Raw genomic sequence first — 17,074 nt, 5'->3', positions numbered from 1 at the left:
GACGTTACGCTGATATGACCGACCACGACCCGATCTGCCCCCTCTGCGACCGGCCGATCCCCGATGGGAACGGTAGCCTGCACCATCTGATCCCAAAACTGAAAGGGGGCAAGGGCGGCCCCACGGTTTTTCTGCATGTGATCTGCCACAAAGAGATCCACGCCACCCTGACCGAAGCGGAGCTGGCACGGGATTTCAATACGATCGAAGCTTTGCGCGCCCACCCTCGCCTAGAAAGATTTCTGAGCTGGATTCGCAAACGGCCCCCTGATTTTCGATCCAGAGTGCCGGGAAAACGGCGTCGTCGGTAATCAGCCCGGCAGGACTGGGTCGCCAAAAGCATCATGGCCGGGCTGGGCCAAGCCCTGCATCTCAAGCCCCCGAAAATCGGGAGCCCGAGCAAACGTAGCACCTGCGCTGTGCTGAAACTCGAGCGTGGTATAGGGGCGTTTCCAAAGCCATTCGCGGTTCTCAACAGACCACAGGTCGGCATTAGGGGGAACCTCGTCGGTGAAAGCATAAAAGTGCAGATCGAACCCATATTGTGCCACATCCTGCACAGATAGCAGCTGCATCCCCTGTGCACGACAAAAGGCATCCTCGACCGCGATATTCCCGGTGCGCAAGGTGATCTGTCCAATACGCGCATCCGCGAAAGGGGTCTTGGGATCGGCGATACCGTCCGGGCGATTGCCACGGAAATCGTGTTGCAGCAGTTCGATCACGAAACCCTCGGGATCAGTCAGGTGGCACATATAGCCGATATCCAGAAACTGGTCCGGCTCTGAAACCTCGATGCCTTTTTCGCGCAAAAAAGCGGCAGCCAGATCAACATCCGGCAGGGTGATGCCGATCTTCCAATATCTCTGGCCCCAATCATGTGTGTACCCGCCCCCGCCGGGCATCAAAAGCAGATCGGCATCCTGCCCGACATATCCCAATCGCAGGCTTGCGCCCTGCCGGCGTACAGTCATACCCATTGCATCCCTGTAAAACTCGGCAAGACGATCCGTGTCAGCCACGCGCAGACGCAGGGCAGACAACCTCATGAACATAACCGCGCAATACCGGTCGCAATTTCAGGATTGGCGGCGACGCTGTCAGCCACCAGATCAAGGGAGGTCTGCATCAGGTCTTCAGGTGCAACCACGCGATCGACCAGCCCAAAGGCATAAGCCTCATCCGCAGTGATCTTTTGCCCGGCCATCAAGATCATCTTTGTCCGAGCCGGACCGATCAGGGCCGCCATGCGTGCGGGATCAGAGGGTTGTGGCAGAAAACCCAGCTTCATAACCGGATAAAAGAACTTGGCTTCCGGTACGGCGATGCGGATATCGCAGGCCAGAACCATGCCATTGGCCCCACCAGCCAGCGTTCCGTTCAGTGCGGCAACCGTCAGGCAGGGTAACGCGGCGATGGCAGCCGACAACCGCTCCCACAGATCCGAGGTCGCCAGGCCGGCGCGCGCCTCTTCCAGATCGGCGCCGGCGCTGAACACTTTGCCAGCCCCGGTCAGGATCAGCGCACTTGCGTCGGTAGCGGCCTCGGCAATCTCGCACAGCTCGGTCAGCATCGCACCGGTCAGCGCATTTGCCTTGTCGGGGTTGTTGAGCGTGACTGTCCACAGCCCGTCCGCTTTGTTCAATTCAATCACGTCAATCCAACCCTTTGCCGAATATCCTCGCGCCGTAGCGAAATTTCGGTGCCTAGAAACTCATCCGCGTCTGACGAACACATCCACAACAGCGCCCGCGCCGGCCAATCGGCGGGGATATGATCGGTCCAATCCAACTGGCTTACGGCGTTGATCCCGCTGGCCTTGATGACCCGCTGCATATCGGTTGCAACCGTGCCGGGCGACAGGCCCATGACGCGGATCCCATGGGAGGATTCCTCAAGATGCAGACATTCCGTCAGCATCTTGGCCCCTGCCTTCGAGGCGCAATAATGGCTCCAGGCCTCGACTGGGTTCGACGCCGCACCGGAAGAGACCGTCAGGACAGTGCCGCCACCCGCGGCACGCATGACCGGCAGCGCGGCGCGCATTCCGTGAAATACGCCCTTGAGGTTGATGTCGATCGCTTTACCCCAGGACGTGACATCGGCGCTGGATAAATGGAAAATCGGGTCAATGACACCAGCATTGCCTATCAGAACATCCAGCCCGCCAAACTTGTTTACACACTCTGCCACGGCCAGCTCGACCTGGGCGAAGTCACTGACGTCGCAGGCCAGTGCAATAGCGTTTTCACCAAGCGACGACGCCAGTACCTGAATTTGATCCCGATTACGCGCCACAAGCACGACATTAGCCCCTGCTGCGGCAAATACGCGCCCTGCCTCGGCCCCGATGCCGCGACTGGCCCCAGTGATCAGTACGGTTTTCCCCTGCATAAGGTTCCAGTACCTCCATTGTCCTGAGAATTAATGAACCTCTATCCTGCGAACGGGGAATGGGTCCAGCCCTTCCCCCTTGACGCCCGCCGCCACCGGCATCACCATGCGCGCAAATTTGATCAAGAAGGGTTCTATGATGTCCGTTTTTCTCCGCCGCACCTGCGGCGCAGTTCTGGCCTACACTGTCATTTCGCAGGGGGCGCTTGCCGACGTTACTCCACAGGAAGTCTGGGATGACTGGCAGTCCTATCTGGCGCAGATGGGCTATACTGTATCAGGTGACCAGACAGATACCGGCAATGGTATCACCATCGAAAACCTGACGATGTCGATGGACCTCCCGGAAGAAGAGGGATCGTTCAGCATGGCCATGCCTGAAATGACCCTCACCGACAATGGCGACGGGAGCGTCAATATTGGTGTCCCGGAAAGTTTCCCCATGACCGTCACCGGCAATGTCGATGGTCAGGACGAGTCATTTACAGTCGATATCGAATACGTCCACAGTGGGCTTGTTATGACCGTCTCTGGCGATCCGGATGATGTGACTTACGATTACTCTGCAGACAGCCTTGGAATCAAGCTGGGTAACATCGAAGTCGACGGTGAAACGTTGCCGCCCGAAGTGGTTGGTGGCTACCTTGAAATGGCGGATGTGAGCGGCAGCTCGCAAATGAAGATCGGCGAAAACCGCGATATCGACCAAAGCTTTACGGCATCAGAGATGACCTACAGCTTGGCATTTCAGGATCCCGAAAGCGACGACGCTGGAAAATTCGACGGCACGCTTGGCGATCTGGCCTTCGACGGCACCAGCATTATCCCTTCAGATTTCGATTTCTCTGACCCGCAGGCATTCTATGACGCTGGCTTTGCCTTCTCGGGTCTCTTTACATACGGATCGGGCCAGTCTTCGATGGCGGGCAGCAGCGAAGGCGAAGACTTTTCGATGGCCAGCGAATCCGAAGGTGGACGGCTTTCCGGCAGCATCGACGCTAACCGAATTGCTTATGACGTCGAACAAAACAGCGCCAAAATTGCTGTAACTACGGCGGAACTGCCCTTTCCAATCGAAATTGCCATGGAAAGTGGCGGTTTCGAGTTTGAATTCCCGGTACAGGAATCCGAAGAGATTCAACCCTTTGGGCTGGCGATAAACTTGACGGACTTCACCATGTCAGACGTGCTGTGGAGCATTTTTGACCCCGCAGCCGCCCTGCCACGCGATCCGGCCACGATTGCGCTGGACCTTTCCGGTACGGCCAAAGTGCTGACCAACTTCTTTGACCCCGAGGCCGTAGAGGCGCTTGAGTTTGCGGACGAAGCGCCGGGTGAATTGCACTCTCTGACGATCAACGAGTTGCTGGTCTCTATGGTCGGTGCGGAACTGTCCGGCGATGGTGACTTCACCTTCGACAATTCCAACACTGAGGAACTGGGCGGTATGCCGACCCCCGCTGGCGTTGCGAACCTGCAACTGGTTGGTGCGAATGCCCTGATCGACACTCTGATCGGTATGGGTCTGATTGCCGAGCAAGACGCAATGGGCGCGCGAATGATGATGGGTCTCATGGCAGTGCCAGGGGAAGAGCCCGACACGCTGAATTCGACAATCGAGTTCAAGGAAGATGGTCAAATTCTGGCCAATGGACAGCGCATCAAATAAAAGAAACAGGGAAGGCGGCCCGGCTGCCTTCCCTTTTACGACGAGCGCCGGCGAACACGCCGGAACAGCACCGACCCACCGCTGCTGACACGTTGATCGTAGGCAAACCCAAGTGCCGAAAGATGATCGAAACAAGCCTTGATCCCATGCAATCCGATCTTACGGGTGTGGACCTCAAGATAGACTTTCTGGACATTCACAAGATCGACCCCGTCGAACAGAAACTTCTCGCCCCCTTCGATATCGACGATCAGCACGTTGGCTTCAAAGTCCCGCAGAATTTCTGACAGAGGGCGTTCCGGCACGCTGACCTCACTGACATAGTCCGGATCAGGGTCCAGAGATGAGGACCAGAACGGTTCGCGTATGTAAAATCGGGCCGTTCCGGGAACCCGTGTATCGCCGAGGGCAACCGCGTTCACCACCTCGACATTCGCAATGTCATTTGCCTTGTGGACACGGCCGATGAATTCACACAGCGTCGGGTTCGCCTCGATGCACATTGCGTGGCGTACACCAAGTTGCGTCACCAGATAGGATGAGATGAAGCCGATCCCAGCGCCCAGCTCTACCACGCGATCCTTCGGGCCGATAAATTTCGGCAGACCAGTCACTTCGTCTTTTTCGTAACGCTCAGCCAGGATTGAACGCTTGACCTTAGGCGTAATGATCTGCGGATCATCGGGGATTGTAACCCCGCGCAGCGATAGATTGTTCTGCATGTTGTCGCCTGCCCGTTCTTCCTGCCCAGTCGTCTCATTCTCATCCACTTGGATCAACTACTAACCTACGGCTACGGACAAAACAGCGGAATTATTGCAGCCACATGCGAAATTCGCCTTTCTGGCCTTTCTGCAAACCCCCGAAAATGACCGCAGGTCTTGCGGGACGGACGGGCGGACGATAGGTCCAAAGAAACAAGACCGGAGGCCACATGATGCGCACACCCGAAGAGATCAGCCAACACCTGCTGGATGCGGCACGTAAGGCCGGGGCCGAGGCCGCGGATGCCATTGTGCTGGACGAGTCTTCGGTCTCGGTCGAGGTACGCTCCGGTGCGCTTGAGGCCGCCGAACGGTCCGAGGGTACCGATCTGGGGCTGCGGGTGTTTCTGGGCCAAAGACAGGCCATCGTCTCCAGTTCCGACAGCCGGTCCGAAACTCTGACAGCCATGGCCGAACGCGCCGTCGCTATGGCCCGCGAAGCCCCCGAAGACCCGTTTACCGGCCTGGCGAATGAGGCTCAGTTGATCCGGGATTGGGACATTCAGGCATTGGAACTGTGCGATCCCGCGCCGGAGCCCACAGCTGAAGATCTTCTGAATGATGCGCTGGCGGCGGAATCTGCGGCGCTGGCGGTTGAAGGCGTCTCACAGGTTTCGGACGCGGCGGCCGCCTATGGTACCCATCGGGTGCATCTGGCAGCCACAAACGGCTTTTCCGGCGGGTATGAGCGCAGCAGCCGGTCAACCTCCTGCGTAGCAATCTCGGGCCAGGGTACCGGGATGGAGCGCGATTATGACGGCGACAGCCGCACATTCCAAAGCGATTTGCGCAACCCGGACCAGATTGGTCGGACCGCAGGCGAACGTGCTGTGGCGCAGGTTGGCGCGTGCCAGCCTGCAACAGGCGTCTATCCGGTTCTGTTCGATGAACGGATTTCATCTTCGTTGATCGGGCATCTTCTGGGCGCCAGCAACGGTATCTCCATCGCGCGCGGCTCGTCCTGGTTGTCGGATTGTCTTGGACAACAGGTTCTGCCGGAACATCTTTCGCTGATCGAAGACCCACATCGCCCGCGCATGTCAGGGTCGCGCCCCTTTGATGCAGAAGGCCTGCCCACACAACGCCGAGCGATCATCGAAAACGGTGTATTGACGGGCTGGACATTGGACCTGTCCAGCGCACGCAAACTCAAGATGGCCTCGACAGGAAATGCTACGCGGGGCGTGTCTGGGCCTCCGTCGCCAAGCAACTGGAACCTCAGCCTGACACAGGGCGAGCGCAGCCGTGCAGAGCTGCTGCGCGATATGGGCACCGGACTGTTGGTAACGTCAATGATCGGATCGACCATCAACCCCAATACAGGGGATTACTCTCGTGGGGCTTCGGGCTTTTGGGTCGAAAACGGAGAGATCACCCATCCGGTCAACGAATGCACCATCGCCGGAAATCTGCGCGATATGCTTCTGCGGATTATTCCGGCGAATGACGCCCGCCCCTATTTGTCGCGTGTGGTCCCATCGTTGCTGATCGAGGGAATGACACTTGCCGGCAACTGACCTGCCCCTGCTGATTGACGCCGCGCGCGAGGCTGGAAAGATCGCAACACGGTATTCCGGGGCAAAAGCACAACGCTGGGATAAGCCCGATGGTGCAGGCCCAGTAACCGAGGCTGATCTGGCCGTGAATGCGATGCTCGAACAGCGCTTGCCCTCTGCGCGACCGGGTTACGGCTGGCTCAGCGAAGAGACCGAGGACACCCAGCATCGCCTGTCCCGGGACCGGGTTTTTATCATTGACCCGATCGACGGCACCCGCAGCTTCACCGAAGGTTCCTCGACCTGGGCGCATTCCCTGGCTGTGGCGGAACATGGTCAGGTGACGGCGGCGGTCATTTACCTGCCCTTGCGTGACCTGTTGTATGCGGCGGCCAAGGGCCAAGGGGCCACACTAAACGGCGCGCCGATTGTCGTATCGGACACCCAAGACATCACGACGGCCGAGATCCTGGCCGCAAAACCCAATCTGGACAGCCGGCACTGGTGTCAGGGCCGGGTTCCTCAATTCCGTCGAAACTATCGCCCGTCGCTTGCCTATCGGTTGGCATTGATCGGGCAAGGTCGCTTTGACGGAATGTTGACACTGCGCCCCAGCTGGGAATGGGACATCGCGGCAGGGGATTTGATCGTCCAAGAGGCAGGTGGCATATGTACGGACCGGCTTGGCGCCCCACTGCGCTTTAACAACCCACATCCGCGCCTGAATGGTGTCATCGCGGCAAATACGCCATTGCACCGGCAACTGGCGGATCAGATTGACCCAGACAGTGCGGGCATTGCGCCATGAACAAACCGCGATCCCTTAGTCTGGCGGCCTATCGCGTGCTTTCGTGGGGCGTACCCGGCAACGGGGACCAACCCTATGTGCCTCGACCATCAGGAGATCTGATCTGGATTCACATCGCCAATCCGGGTCGCCTTCGCGCGATGATGGATTTCTGCCACAGGCTGCTGCAGTCGCGCCCGGGCCTGTCGGTTGTCCTGTCGGCCCCACCCGAAGCGGACTTGAGTCAGTGGGACTGCTCGAAATACATACTTGTGAACCTACCTTCGGAACAAACCGGCGCCGCGCGGGTGTTTCTGGACCATTGGCGCCCGAATATTGGCATTTGGGTTGGCGGCGGGCTGATGCCCAATGTGATTACCCGTGCCCACGAGCGCGAAGTGCCGTTGATCCTGATCGAAGCTGAAATCGACCTGAACACCGCGCGTGGGACCCGGTGGCTGCCCGATATCAGCCGGTACACTCTCGATTGCTTTCAACGAATTCTGGCTACCAGCAACGAAACGGCCCGGCAGATCCGCAAACTGGGAATCGCCTTCACCAAGGTCAGCGAGGCGCCTCCTCTGCTGATAAGTCCGAACCCTTCTCCGTGGCCCGAAGACGAACTGATCGAAACCAATCACGCCTTTTCAAGCAGACCCATCTGGCTTGCGGCCTGGGTGAAGGATAAAGAGTTCATCTCGGTCCTCAGCGCCCACCGTCAGGCCATGCGGATGCTGCCCCGGTTGACCTTAATCCTGCATGTCGCCGACATACAGGAAGCCGCCCCACTGCACCGGCGGCTCGAAGCCATGGACTTGCGCTGCATCAACTGGGACGATGGCGGCATGATTGAAGATACCACACAGGTCATCTTGTCCTCGGACCCAGAGGATTTGGGCTTGTGGTACCGTGTTTCGGCAGTGTCCTTTATCGGCAACTCGCTCGAACGGGGCGACGGGGGACAGGATCCGTTTGGTGCGACCGCCCTGGGATCGGCTGTCATACATGGCCCACATGTTGACCAGCATCAGACAGCCTACGATCAGCTGGACCAGGCAGGCGCCGCTTTGACGGTCAGAACCGCAACCGAACTTGGGGATGCCGTGGCAGAGTTACTTGCGCCTGACCGCGCGGCGGATATGGCTTTGGCAGGCTGGCAGATCGTGACCGACGGCGCGCCGCAATCAGATCAGCTAATCGAACTGGTACAGGACTATCTGGACGAACGGAGCACCGACGATGCGGGCACCTGACTTTTGGAACACCGCTCCGGATCAGTTGGACCTCAGGGCCCGGCTGCTGTCCCCGTTGGGACGGGTTTATGCGGCGGCGACAGCCCGCAGGTTGGCCTCGGAAGCAGGTTTCAACCCAGGCGTCCCTGTTATCTGCATTGGAAACCTGAATGCAGGCGGGACCGGCAAAACACCAACCGTGATCTGGATGATCGAACAGCTGCGGGACGCGTGGCATCAGACCCATGTTGTCACCCGAGGCCACGGCGGCGCACTGACAGGACCTGTGCGCGTCGATCCTGGCAAACATACGGCGGCAGAAGTCGGGGATGAACCGCTGCTGCTGGCCGCATTTGCGGATGTCTGGGTGGCCAAGGACCGCGCCGCGGGCGCAAAAGCCGCTGCCCAGGCCGGGGCAACGGTAATCCTGTTGGATGACGGGTTTCAGAACCCCTCGGTCGCCAAGGATTTCTCGGTCATCGTAGTGGATGCCGAGCGGGGGTTCGGCAACGGATTGTGCCTGCCTGCGGGTCCACTGCGGGAACCGGTCGATGTGGGGCAGCAACGGGCCGATCTGGTGCTGTCGCTGGGCGGCACAGACGCGCAGACACAGTTCGCCGCCCGCTGGGGGGACATGCTGACGGTTCCGCATGCCACCGGCGCGGTCGAGCCGCTGCAGACCGGAATGGAATGGACCGACACGCCAGTTCTGGCCTTTGCCGGTATCGGCCATCCGGAGAAGTTCTTTGCCACCCTGCGCCAACAGGGCGCCACCCTGCTGCGGGCCGAGGCGCTGGACGATCACCAGCCCCTGACACCGGCTCTGATGACACGGCTAGAGAATGAAGCGCGCCTGCTGGGCGCTCAGATGGTCACAACGGAAAAAGATGCGGTTCGTCTGCCAGCCGCGTTTCGCAGCAAGGTCATCACCCTGCCCGTCCGGCTAAATATGGACGAGGGCGACCGGGTCAAACAGTTGCTACTGCAGGTCGCGCCTTCGCCCTGAAGGCGACCGGCCCTGACAGGCCGGTCGTGTTTGGATTTAGCTGCCCAGTTCGGCGTCGATCAGCTTTTTGAATTCTTCATAAGACTGATTGTCGACCTTCTTACCGTTCACAATAAAGGATGGGGTTGCTCTGATGTCGTCGCGTTCTGCGTTCTCCTGATACCAAGCCACCAAGGTCTGCGCACGATTTCCGTCCTGCAGGCAAGCATCAAGCTGGTCATTGGTGATCCCAGCTAAACGTCCGATCTTGCGCAGTTCATCCACGATCTCCGCAGGTCCACCGGCACGGGTCCATTCAGCCTGATCCTTGTAGATCAAGTCGGAGATGCCGAAGAACTTCTCGGGGCCGCCGCAGCGCGCGACCATCGAGGCCCAAAGTCCGTATTTGTCAAAATACACTTCGCGGTAGGTAAACTTGACCTTGCCGGTGTCGATGTAGTCCTTTTTGATTTTCTTCAGCGGCCCCTGATGAAAACTCGCGCAATGCGGACAGGTATAGGACGCATATTCGATGATCTCGACGGGCGCGTCCGCGGACCCTTGCACCATTTCGAAGATGGTCGAAGTGTCCAGATCGGCCTGTTGTGCCTCGGCGCTGCTGACCAGCGGGTTGGACGGAGAGGAATTTGACAGCGACAGCCAATAGCCACCTGCGGCTATGGCGACAGCCGCGCAGATTCCGATTGCAATACGGCTCATGAATCAGCCCTTTCTCAGCGTTTTTGCTTGGATAAAACGTTACGGCCCAGACGTTCAAGGGCTGTACGCAGATCGCCATCATGGACGCCCTGCGCAGCCCGATCTGCCTCGGCTGCAATTTCTGGTTCGATTGTGGGTTTCACCTGTTTCGGCTTGTGGTCGAAGCTGGCCTGCCCCTCGGCAAATCCTGTCGGAGCCGTCTGGGTGATGCGCACCCGGCTGATGGCATTATAGCCATAGACCGCATTCACCTTACCGCGCAGCTGTTCCTTCTGCATTTCCAGCATCGGCGCCTGCGGGCCGGTGGTCAGCACCGTCAGCGTGGCCCCCATACCGCCCTTGCCATAGCCCACGTTAACCGGCCGCGCGATCGAGGCCACATCCTGCCCCACGATCTCGGCCCAATGGGTCAACAGGCGTGAAACGGCGAATCCCCGGCTTTCCCCGGCGCGCCTGATCTGGCCGTTCAGCAATGTCGCAGTACGTTTAAATCCGCGTGTCGAAGAACGTCTGGGCTGCATCTGGTTTCCAACTCCTGTCTCTCTATTGTAAAGGGCAGAACACCGGGCGCCAGCGAAACCCGACAAGGAGATATGTAAAACTTGCGTGACACCCACGAAATTGACTTCAGCGATGAGTTGCTGGCCTGGTACGACCGCAATGCTCGTGAAATGCCATGGCGCATTGGTCCTGCCGATAGGTCTCCCGGAATGCGTCCTGACCCCTATCGGGTTTGGCTGTCCGAAGTCATGCTACAGCAGACAACTGTGGCAGCGGTGCGCGACTATTTCCTGCGGTTCACATCCCGGTGGCCGACAGTTGAATCACTGGCAGCAGCGCCTGACGAGCAGGTCATGGGGGAATGGGCCGGTCTGGGATATTATGCCCGCGCCCGCAATCTGCTGAAATGCGCGCGCGTTGTGGTTGAAAGCCATGATGGCTGTTTTCCCGACTCACACGATGAGCTGCTGAACCTGCCGGGCATAGGCCCGTATACAGCCGCCGCGATTGCAGCCATTGCCTTTGATCGTCCGGAAACCGTGTTGGACGGCAATGTCGAACGTGTCATGGCCCGCCTATACGACATTCACGATCCGCTGCCGGGGTCAAAACCACAGCTCAAGCAACGTGCAGCTGCATTGACCCCAGCGGTGCGTCCGGGCGACTATGCGCAGGCCGTGATGGATCTGGGTGCGACTGTCTGCACCCCAAGATCCCCGGCATGCGGGATATGTCCAATGCGCACGCGTTGCCGCTCCCAAGCTGCGGGTACCCAGGCCGATCTGCCCCGCAAAACACCGAAAAAGCCAAAACCCACACGTTATGGCCATGTCTACATTACCCAGACAGCGGACGGGGCGATGTTGCTTGAACGCCGCCCAGACAAAGGGCTTTTGGGCGGTATGCTGGGATGGCCGGGATCCGAATGGTCCGATGCGCCGTCTGACACCGCGCCGTTTGCATCGGACTGGCGCGTTCTACCGGGCGAAGTGCGCCACACGTTCACGCATTTCCACCTGATCCTGCAGGTTTGGGCAACCTCTTTACCGCCCGGTGCGGCACCGGAGGACATGATCTTGCTTGATAAACATGCCTTTCGGCCCAGCGATCTGCCGACGGTCATGCGCAAGGCATTTGACCTCTGGCGCAACCAGTAACACATTATGCTGAAACACGATCTACGGATAGTCTGTCCCGCGTCGACCGGAGCCTTTGATGATCGCATCTGAAACATTGACTCGCTGGCAATCCACCCTTCCATTCTGGGTCTCGTTTTTGCTGATTCCATTGATTTGGGCCACGGCCTTTGTGGGTGGCTGGTGGGTCTTGCTGGTGCCGCTTTCAACATGGTGGATATTTGCCGCGCTGGATCAGCTCACCGGGCTCGACCTCGAAAATGCGGACCCAGATACGCCGGACAGCATGTTGCGCTGGTATATCCTGCTGACCAAAGCCTGGATTCCGGTACAGTTCCTGACCCTTTACGGGCTGCTTTGGTATGTGACGCACAGCTCTCACCTGTCTTCACCAGAAAAGATCGGCCTGTTCTTTGGCATGGGTGTGGTCTCGGGGACGATTGGGATCAACTACAGCCACGAACTGATGCACCAGAAGGGCCGACTGGAGCGCGGGCTTGGCGACATCCTGCTGGCCATGGTCTTGTACTCGCACTTCCGGTCCGAACATTTGCTGGTTCACCACCGCTATGTCGGAACCCCGCGCGATCCGGTAACAGCACGATACAACGAAGGCTTTCATCGCTTCTATCCGCGTGTTCTGTGGCAATGCCTAGCCTCCGCCTTTCATGCCGAGCGCGAGAAACTGGCGCGCAAGAACCAACCCTGGACGGACCGCGCAAACCCGTTCTGGCGGTATTGGATATTACAGTGTGGTATGCTGACCCTGGCAGGTTTGATTGGAGGATGGTCCGGCCTTGTCCTGTTTCTGATTCAGGCCGGCGTCGCCATCTGGCAGCTTGAACTGGTGAACTATGTCGAACATTACGGGCTGACCCGAAAATATCTGGGCCAGGGGAAATACGAACACGTCCTGCCCTGTCATTCGTGGAACGCGTCGCAAAAAGCGTCGAACTGGCTGCTGATCAATCTACAGCGCCACTCGGACCATCACTACAAACCCAACCGTCGATTTCCACTGCTTCAACATCACGATCAGAACACCGCACCGCAACTGCCCTACGGATACCCAGTGATGACGATCGCCGCGATGATCCCACCGCTCTGGCGGCGTGTCATGAACCCCCGTGTGCGGGATTGGCGCCGCCGGTACTACCCCGAAGTCACAGACTGGCAACCCTACAACAAGTCACAAAACCCGATGCCAGGGTCCTGACCGCAGCGTGCCTCGGCGCGCTGCCCGGCCCAACGACTGGCCCTGCGTCTTTGATGCATGGTCCATCGACGAGAGAGCCTTAAGCTACATCACCCAGATATCCATCGGGTATTCAACACCGCGCACAGGGTGGCCCTTGTTTTCGGTAAATTCGGCTGTCAGTTCGGAGGCACTGCTCCCTTCCTGCTCAAGCTGCAGGCGCACCGCATCACTCAGCACGATCCGGGCCTGCAGCTCGCGGGTCATTGCCTCAAGTTTCGCAGCGACATTTACCGCATCACCGATCACAGCAAATTCCAGACGGTTGGCGCCAATATCCCCCAGAACAACCGAGCCATAATGGACACCGATGCCAACATGAATTTCGGGCTCTCCGGCACGTCTACGTTCTATGTTCCACCGGTCAATCACAGTCACCATGCCGCGCGCGCAGGATACCGCGTTGGTCGCATCCAACGGTGTCGTCACCGGGGTCCCGAAAGTTGCCATAAGACCATCGCCCAAGTACTTGTCCAATGTCCCATGATGGCGGAACACTTCGGCCTCCATCCTGGCGTGAAATCCACGCAGCACCTCGATCACGTCATAAGGATCACGACCCGCCGCATATTTGGTGAACCCCACAATATCTATGAAGAGCACTGCGACATTCTCTTTTCGCACCTGTTTGAGCGGATCATCATTTTGGCTCAGTTCCTCCACCACATTTGGTGAGAAATATCGCGACAGGTTCGCTCGTTCCCGTTCCAACCCAGCATTGGTCATCAGCAGATGATTGAGCCGCCGCATCGACACGCCCAGCGTCACCGCCACCATCAGGAACACAATCACTTGCTGTATTCGGTCGTGAACCTCAAAGCTGTTTGGATCCAACATCTCGGCTACATCCGGATACCCCTGCAAGGCCTCGGCCACTTTCTCACTTATGCCGGGGATCGGAACCGCAACCCACCAGGCGATCACCCATCCCGTAGTCCAGATTATTGCAGTCCATGTGCCTATGGCAATCACCGTGCGCCAGGAATAGGCCATGGTTCCTGCTGCAAGAATGACGAAGAAATACTGAAAGTTGTCAAACCGGAATTGCATTGCCAATGGGCGCACATCATCGCTGAACGGGTTGGGAATGATCATCCCCAAAGTCATAATCAAAAGGTCAACAAAGATTAGTAGCAACTCAGTCCGAGATTGCCCCACACGGCCTGCCCGTCGGATCATCCAACCATTTGCGCAAATCAGCAAAAGGATGAAATGATACCAAAGAACCTCCCAATGCGGGTTCAGGTAGATCAGCAAAAGGCCAGTCAGACCCATTGCGATCCAGCGGGCCCGGACAGCAAGCTCCAGCCCCTCGCGCTTGTGCCGTTCCAGCGCAGCTTCGGTGTATTTATTCTCGATTTCTACTTCGTTCGGACGGGTGAAAAAGAACCGCCTAGCCCGAGGTTCGCTGGCTGCTGTGTCCGACATTGCGAAAGCTCCTACACTGCGCCGATTGCTTCATTAGGCTCATATCGGAACTCATCAGGGAAAGAAACAAAAGACCCCGCCGTTGATCGGCGGGGCAAGGCTTAGTGCCTTGTGTCAGGCCACAGGCACCGGCGGTATTGGTGAAATCAGTTGTGCATCTCGGACCGGATTTGCTGACGCAAGACGTCGATCGGCACGGTTTTGCCGTCGCGCTTGAAGCACCAGTAAGTCCAGCCATTGCACGAGGGCGCATTCTCAAGATGGGCACCGACCTGATGGATCGAACCCTTGATGTTTTGCCCCACAAGCGTGCCATCGGCGCGGACCTTGGCCTTGTGACGCTGGTTCATGGAATAGAGTTCCTCGCCCGGGCGTAGCATGCCGCGTTCGACCAACTGGCCAAAGGGCACGCGTGGCTCGGCGCGTTTGCTGGCGCTGACCTCCAGCGCCTCGCGGTCGAATTTACGCACTTTCGCGATGCGCTTTTCGGCCACTTTGCGATAACTTTCTTCGCGCTCGATCCCGATGAATTCGCGACCCAGCATCTTGGCCACGGCCCCCGTAGTCCCGGTGCCAAAGAACGGGTCCAGAATAACGTCACCCGGATTGGTTGATCCAACCAGCACGCGGTGCAGCAATGATTCTGGTTTCTGCGTCGGATGCGCCTTGTCGCCGTTTTCATCCTTGAGCCGTTCATGGCCAGTGCAGATCGGCAGCACCCAGTCGCTGCGCATCTGGACGCCTTCGTTCAACGCTTTCAGTGCCTCATAGTTGAAGGTGTATTTCGCCCCTTCACGCTTGGAGGCCCAGATCATTGTCTCATGCGCATTGGTGAACCGCTTGCCACGGAAATTCGGCATCGGGTTCGATTTGCGCCAAACTACATCGTTGAGGATCCAATACCCTGCATCCTGCAACGCAGACCCAACGCGGAAAATGTTGTGATACGATCCAATCACCCAGATGGCGCCATTGGGCTTCAGCAGACGATGGGCCGCCTTCAGCCATTCCCGCGTGAACTGGTCGTAGACGCCAAAGCTGGAAAACTGGTCCCAGTGATCATCGACTGCATCCACTTGGCTGTTATCGGGGCGGTGCAGTTGCCCTTTCAACTGCAGATTATATGGGGGATCGGCAAAAATCAGGTCAACCGATGCCTCGGGCAGACTGTTCATCACTTCGATGCAGTCCCCGGATAGGATCGTGTTTACAGGGAGCGCTGTCGCGCCCTTTTTGGTAGTCGTTGTCATATCGCTGCCTCAAGTTCCACGGCGCTTATGCGCTCATTTGGTTGAGACAAGGATGAGTCAAAGACGATTCGCCGTCAATTTCTTTTTTGAATCAGCAGCTTACGATTTACTCTTGATACAACATATTGTGGACGGGCTTGAACGAAACTCTATGGTGAGGGGTCACACCAAGATTTCGCAGCGCATCCTTGTGTTGTTTTGACGGATAACCAGCATTTGTCTCCCAGCCGTACCCCGGATGCTGTTGCGCCAAATCCACCATCAGTTGATCGCGCCAGTTTTTGGCAAGGATCGAGGCTGCGGCGATCGACACGGAATGGGCATCGCCTTTGACCACTGCCTGTGCCGGAATGGCCAGTCCGCGCGGAATCATATTTCCGTCGATCAACAGATAATCAGGGGGGGGATCCAGCGCCGCCACCGCGCGCTCCATTGCCAGATGCGAGGCACGCAAGATGTTGTGCTCATCAATCTCGGCCACCGAAGCCTCGGCCACCGCGAATTCGGCGCAGCCACGCAGGGCAGTATCCAATGCGGCCCGGCGCTTGGCCGAGAGTTTCTTTGAATCGTTCAGACCTTGGGGAATTTCCGCAGGATTCAGGATCACTGCAGCAGCCACAACAGGACCGGCCAGCGGACCTCGGCCAACCTCATCGACACCGGCAATCCGCAGATATCCCTGCGCAAGAGCGGCTTTTTCAATCTCATAATCCGGTGTGGTCATGTTTTGGGAAAATCCTGTTTTCCCCGATTGCGCAAGAAAAAAAGAGAGGACAGCAATCGCTGCCCTCTCCGACGTGATGCTTCTAAGGCACCACTCCTGCTCGAACCGTGTTACTTGTAAACGACGCGGTATCCCTGTTGGCGCAGGCAGGCGGGTTCATAGGCCCGCTTGACCTTATTGCCATTCCAGAAACCGACCTTGCACTTTTTGGGCAGGCTATTGGCGTATTTGTAGTGCTTATCCAGGCAGCGCGTCCCCAGAAGCGGCCGCTTTTTGCCATAGCCCTTGAAGGTCTTCAGGCACCGTTGCGGCAGACTATAGCGTGCTACGCGCTGGGGCAAAGGACGAATATGGTTCGGCCGATGCCTGGGGGTCCTCTGGATGTGCTGTTTGGGGACCTCATACACGTGGTTATGGTTGCGGGTAACCTTTTTGCTGTCGCCTTTCTTGTCAAAATGATGGATGGCAGCGCCAATCAAGGCAATCGCCGCCAGCCCGCCAAGAATATCTTCTGCATCAGCGGCACGGGCCTGGGATGCAGAAACGCCGGTGATTGCGACTGCAGAGGCGATGATCAGAGCGATGAATTTCTTATGCATGGTGCTGTCCTTTCGGGTACTCGGTGGACGTGATGACAGTCCGTAAATTCGATAACCCGACATTGGGGGCGTCCCCTTCAGACAAGCAATAACGCCGTTTTGTTATCCGATATCAGACCGCGAAACCCCTTTGC

18 protein-coding genes are annotated in these 17,074 nt (G+C 58.0%); 8 read left to right on the top strand and 10 right to left on the bottom strand.

Annotated elements, in window-relative coordinates:
• Positions 1–14 precede the first annotated feature (14 nt).
• Positions 15–311, top strand: a complete 297-nt coding sequence (locus AC2FIP_RS13370; RefSeq protein ID WP_496786804.1) for an HNH endonuclease — start codon at positions 15–17, stop codon at positions 309–311.
• Here AC2FIP_RS13370 and AC2FIP_RS13365 read toward each other — a convergent pair whose 3' ends face one another.
• From AC2FIP_RS13365 to AC2FIP_RS13355, 3 genes are read right to left on the bottom strand one after another with little or no spacing between them, the layout of a single operon-like run.
• Positions 312–1,049 carry a VOC family protein gene (locus tag AC2FIP_RS13365; RefSeq protein WP_496786802.1) on the bottom strand — a complete coding sequence of 246 codons (738 nt, stop codon included), beginning with the start codon at positions 1,047–1,049 and terminating at the stop codon, positions 312–314.
• Complete coding sequence (locus AC2FIP_RS13360) at positions 1,046–1,654, bottom strand: enoyl-CoA hydratase/isomerase family protein (protein WP_142637113.1); 609 nt, start codon at positions 1,652–1,654, stop codon at positions 1,046–1,048. Before AC2FIP_RS13360 ends, AC2FIP_RS13365 begins: the two co-directional genes overlap by 4 nt.
• Positions 1,651–2,394 (bottom strand): SDR family oxidoreductase, encoded by a 744-nt coding sequence (locus tag AC2FIP_RS13355; protein WP_496786801.1) that lies wholly within the window; start codon positions 2,392–2,394, stop codon positions 1,651–1,653. The genes AC2FIP_RS13360 and AC2FIP_RS13355 overlap by 4 nt, the downstream gene beginning before the upstream one ends.
• A 139-nt stretch (positions 2,395–2,533) precedes the next feature.
• Between AC2FIP_RS13355 and AC2FIP_RS13350 the strand changes: the two genes are divergently transcribed.
• Positions 2,534–4,063: a DUF2125 domain-containing protein gene (locus AC2FIP_RS13350; RefSeq protein WP_496786799.1), complete on the top strand. Its 1,530-nt coding sequence runs from the start codon at positions 2,534–2,536 to the stop codon at positions 4,061–4,063.
• 35 nt (positions 4,064–4,098) lie between these two features.
• Here the strand turns inward: AC2FIP_RS13350 and AC2FIP_RS13345 are convergent, their stop codons facing one another.
• Positions 4,099–4,833, bottom strand: a complete 735-nt coding sequence (locus AC2FIP_RS13345) for an FkbM family methyltransferase (protein ID WP_496786874.1) — start codon at positions 4,831–4,833, stop codon at positions 4,099–4,101.
• 164 nt (positions 4,834–4,997) lie between these two features.
• Between AC2FIP_RS13345 and AC2FIP_RS13340 the strand changes: the two genes are divergently transcribed.
• Genes AC2FIP_RS13340 through lpxK form a run of 4 tightly spaced genes read left to right on the top strand, consistent with a single transcriptional unit; the run spans position 4,998 to position 9,348 of the window.
• Positions 4,998–6,344: a TldD/PmbA family protein gene (locus AC2FIP_RS13340; protein WP_496786797.1), complete on the top strand. Its 1,347-nt coding sequence runs from the start codon at positions 4,998–5,000 to the stop codon at positions 6,342–6,344.
• Entirely contained in the window at positions 6,331–7,131 is an 801-nt protein-coding gene (locus AC2FIP_RS13335; protein WP_496786795.1) for an inositol monophosphatase family protein, read from the top strand. Before AC2FIP_RS13340 ends, AC2FIP_RS13335 begins: the two co-directional genes overlap by 14 nt.
• A complete protein-coding gene (locus AC2FIP_RS13330; RefSeq protein ID WP_496786793.1) occupies positions 7,128–8,363 on the top strand; it encodes a 3-deoxy-D-manno-octulosonic acid transferase in 1,236 nt (411 codons plus the stop codon). Before AC2FIP_RS13335 ends, AC2FIP_RS13330 begins: the two co-directional genes overlap by 4 nt.
• Positions 8,350–9,348: a tetraacyldisaccharide 4'-kinase gene (lpxK, locus tag AC2FIP_RS13325; RefSeq protein ID WP_496786791.1), complete on the top strand. Its 999-nt coding sequence runs from the start codon at positions 8,350–8,352 to the stop codon at positions 9,346–9,348. The genes AC2FIP_RS13330 and lpxK overlap by 14 nt, the downstream gene beginning before the upstream one ends.
• Before the next feature lie 36 nt (positions 9,349–9,384).
• Here the strand turns inward: lpxK and AC2FIP_RS13320 are convergent, their stop codons facing one another.
• Positions 9,385–10,047 (bottom strand): DsbA family protein, encoded by a 663-nt coding sequence (locus tag AC2FIP_RS13320; RefSeq protein ID WP_496786789.1) that lies wholly within the window; start codon positions 10,045–10,047, stop codon positions 9,385–9,387.
• A gap of 14 nt (positions 10,048–10,061) precedes the next feature.
• Complete coding sequence (locus AC2FIP_RS13315; protein ID WP_496677841.1) at positions 10,062–10,568, bottom strand: DUF721 domain-containing protein; 507 nt, start codon at positions 10,566–10,568, stop codon at positions 10,062–10,064.
• 81 nt (positions 10,569–10,649) lie between these two features.
• Here AC2FIP_RS13315 and mutY point away from each other — a divergent pair, with 81 nt between their 5' ends.
• Positions 10,650–11,705 carry an A/G-specific adenine glycosylase gene (mutY, locus tag AC2FIP_RS13310; RefSeq protein ID WP_496786787.1) on the top strand — a complete coding sequence of 352 codons (1,056 nt, stop codon included), beginning with the start codon at positions 10,650–10,652 and terminating at the stop codon, positions 11,703–11,705.
• Positions 11,706–11,763: 58 nt separating this feature from the next.
• Entirely contained in the window at positions 11,764–12,900 is a 1,137-nt protein-coding gene (locus AC2FIP_RS13305) for an alkane 1-monooxygenase (RefSeq protein WP_142637135.1), read from the top strand.
• A gap of 84 nt (positions 12,901–12,984) precedes the next feature.
• Here AC2FIP_RS13305 and AC2FIP_RS13300 read toward each other — a convergent pair whose 3' ends face one another.
• The 4 genes from AC2FIP_RS13300 to AC2FIP_RS13285 form a co-directional block, all read right to left on the bottom strand.
• Positions 12,985–14,367: an adenylate/guanylate cyclase domain-containing protein gene (locus AC2FIP_RS13300; RefSeq protein WP_496786785.1), complete on the bottom strand. Its 1,383-nt coding sequence runs from the start codon at positions 14,365–14,367 to the stop codon at positions 12,985–12,987.
• Positions 14,368–14,513: 146 nt separating this feature from the next.
• Positions 14,514–15,617: a site-specific DNA-methyltransferase gene (locus AC2FIP_RS13295; protein WP_142637139.1), complete on the bottom strand. Its 1,104-nt coding sequence runs from the start codon at positions 15,615–15,617 to the stop codon at positions 14,514–14,516.
• A gap of 106 nt (positions 15,618–15,723) precedes the next feature.
• Entirely contained in the window at positions 15,724–16,341 is a 618-nt protein-coding gene (gene rnhB, locus AC2FIP_RS13290; RefSeq protein ID WP_496677845.1) for a ribonuclease HII, read from the bottom strand.
• A gap of 110 nt (positions 16,342–16,451) precedes the next feature.
• Entirely contained in the window at positions 16,452–17,003 is a 552-nt protein-coding gene (locus AC2FIP_RS13285; protein WP_496786783.1) for a hypothetical protein, read from the bottom strand.
• Positions 17,004–17,074: the final 71 nt, after the last annotated feature.

Source organism: Ruegeria sp. CDSB114 (genome assembly GCF_059611025.1).
The sequence above is the reverse complement of the archived record's forward strand: the minus strand, read 5'-3'. Positions and strand labels throughout refer to the sequence as shown.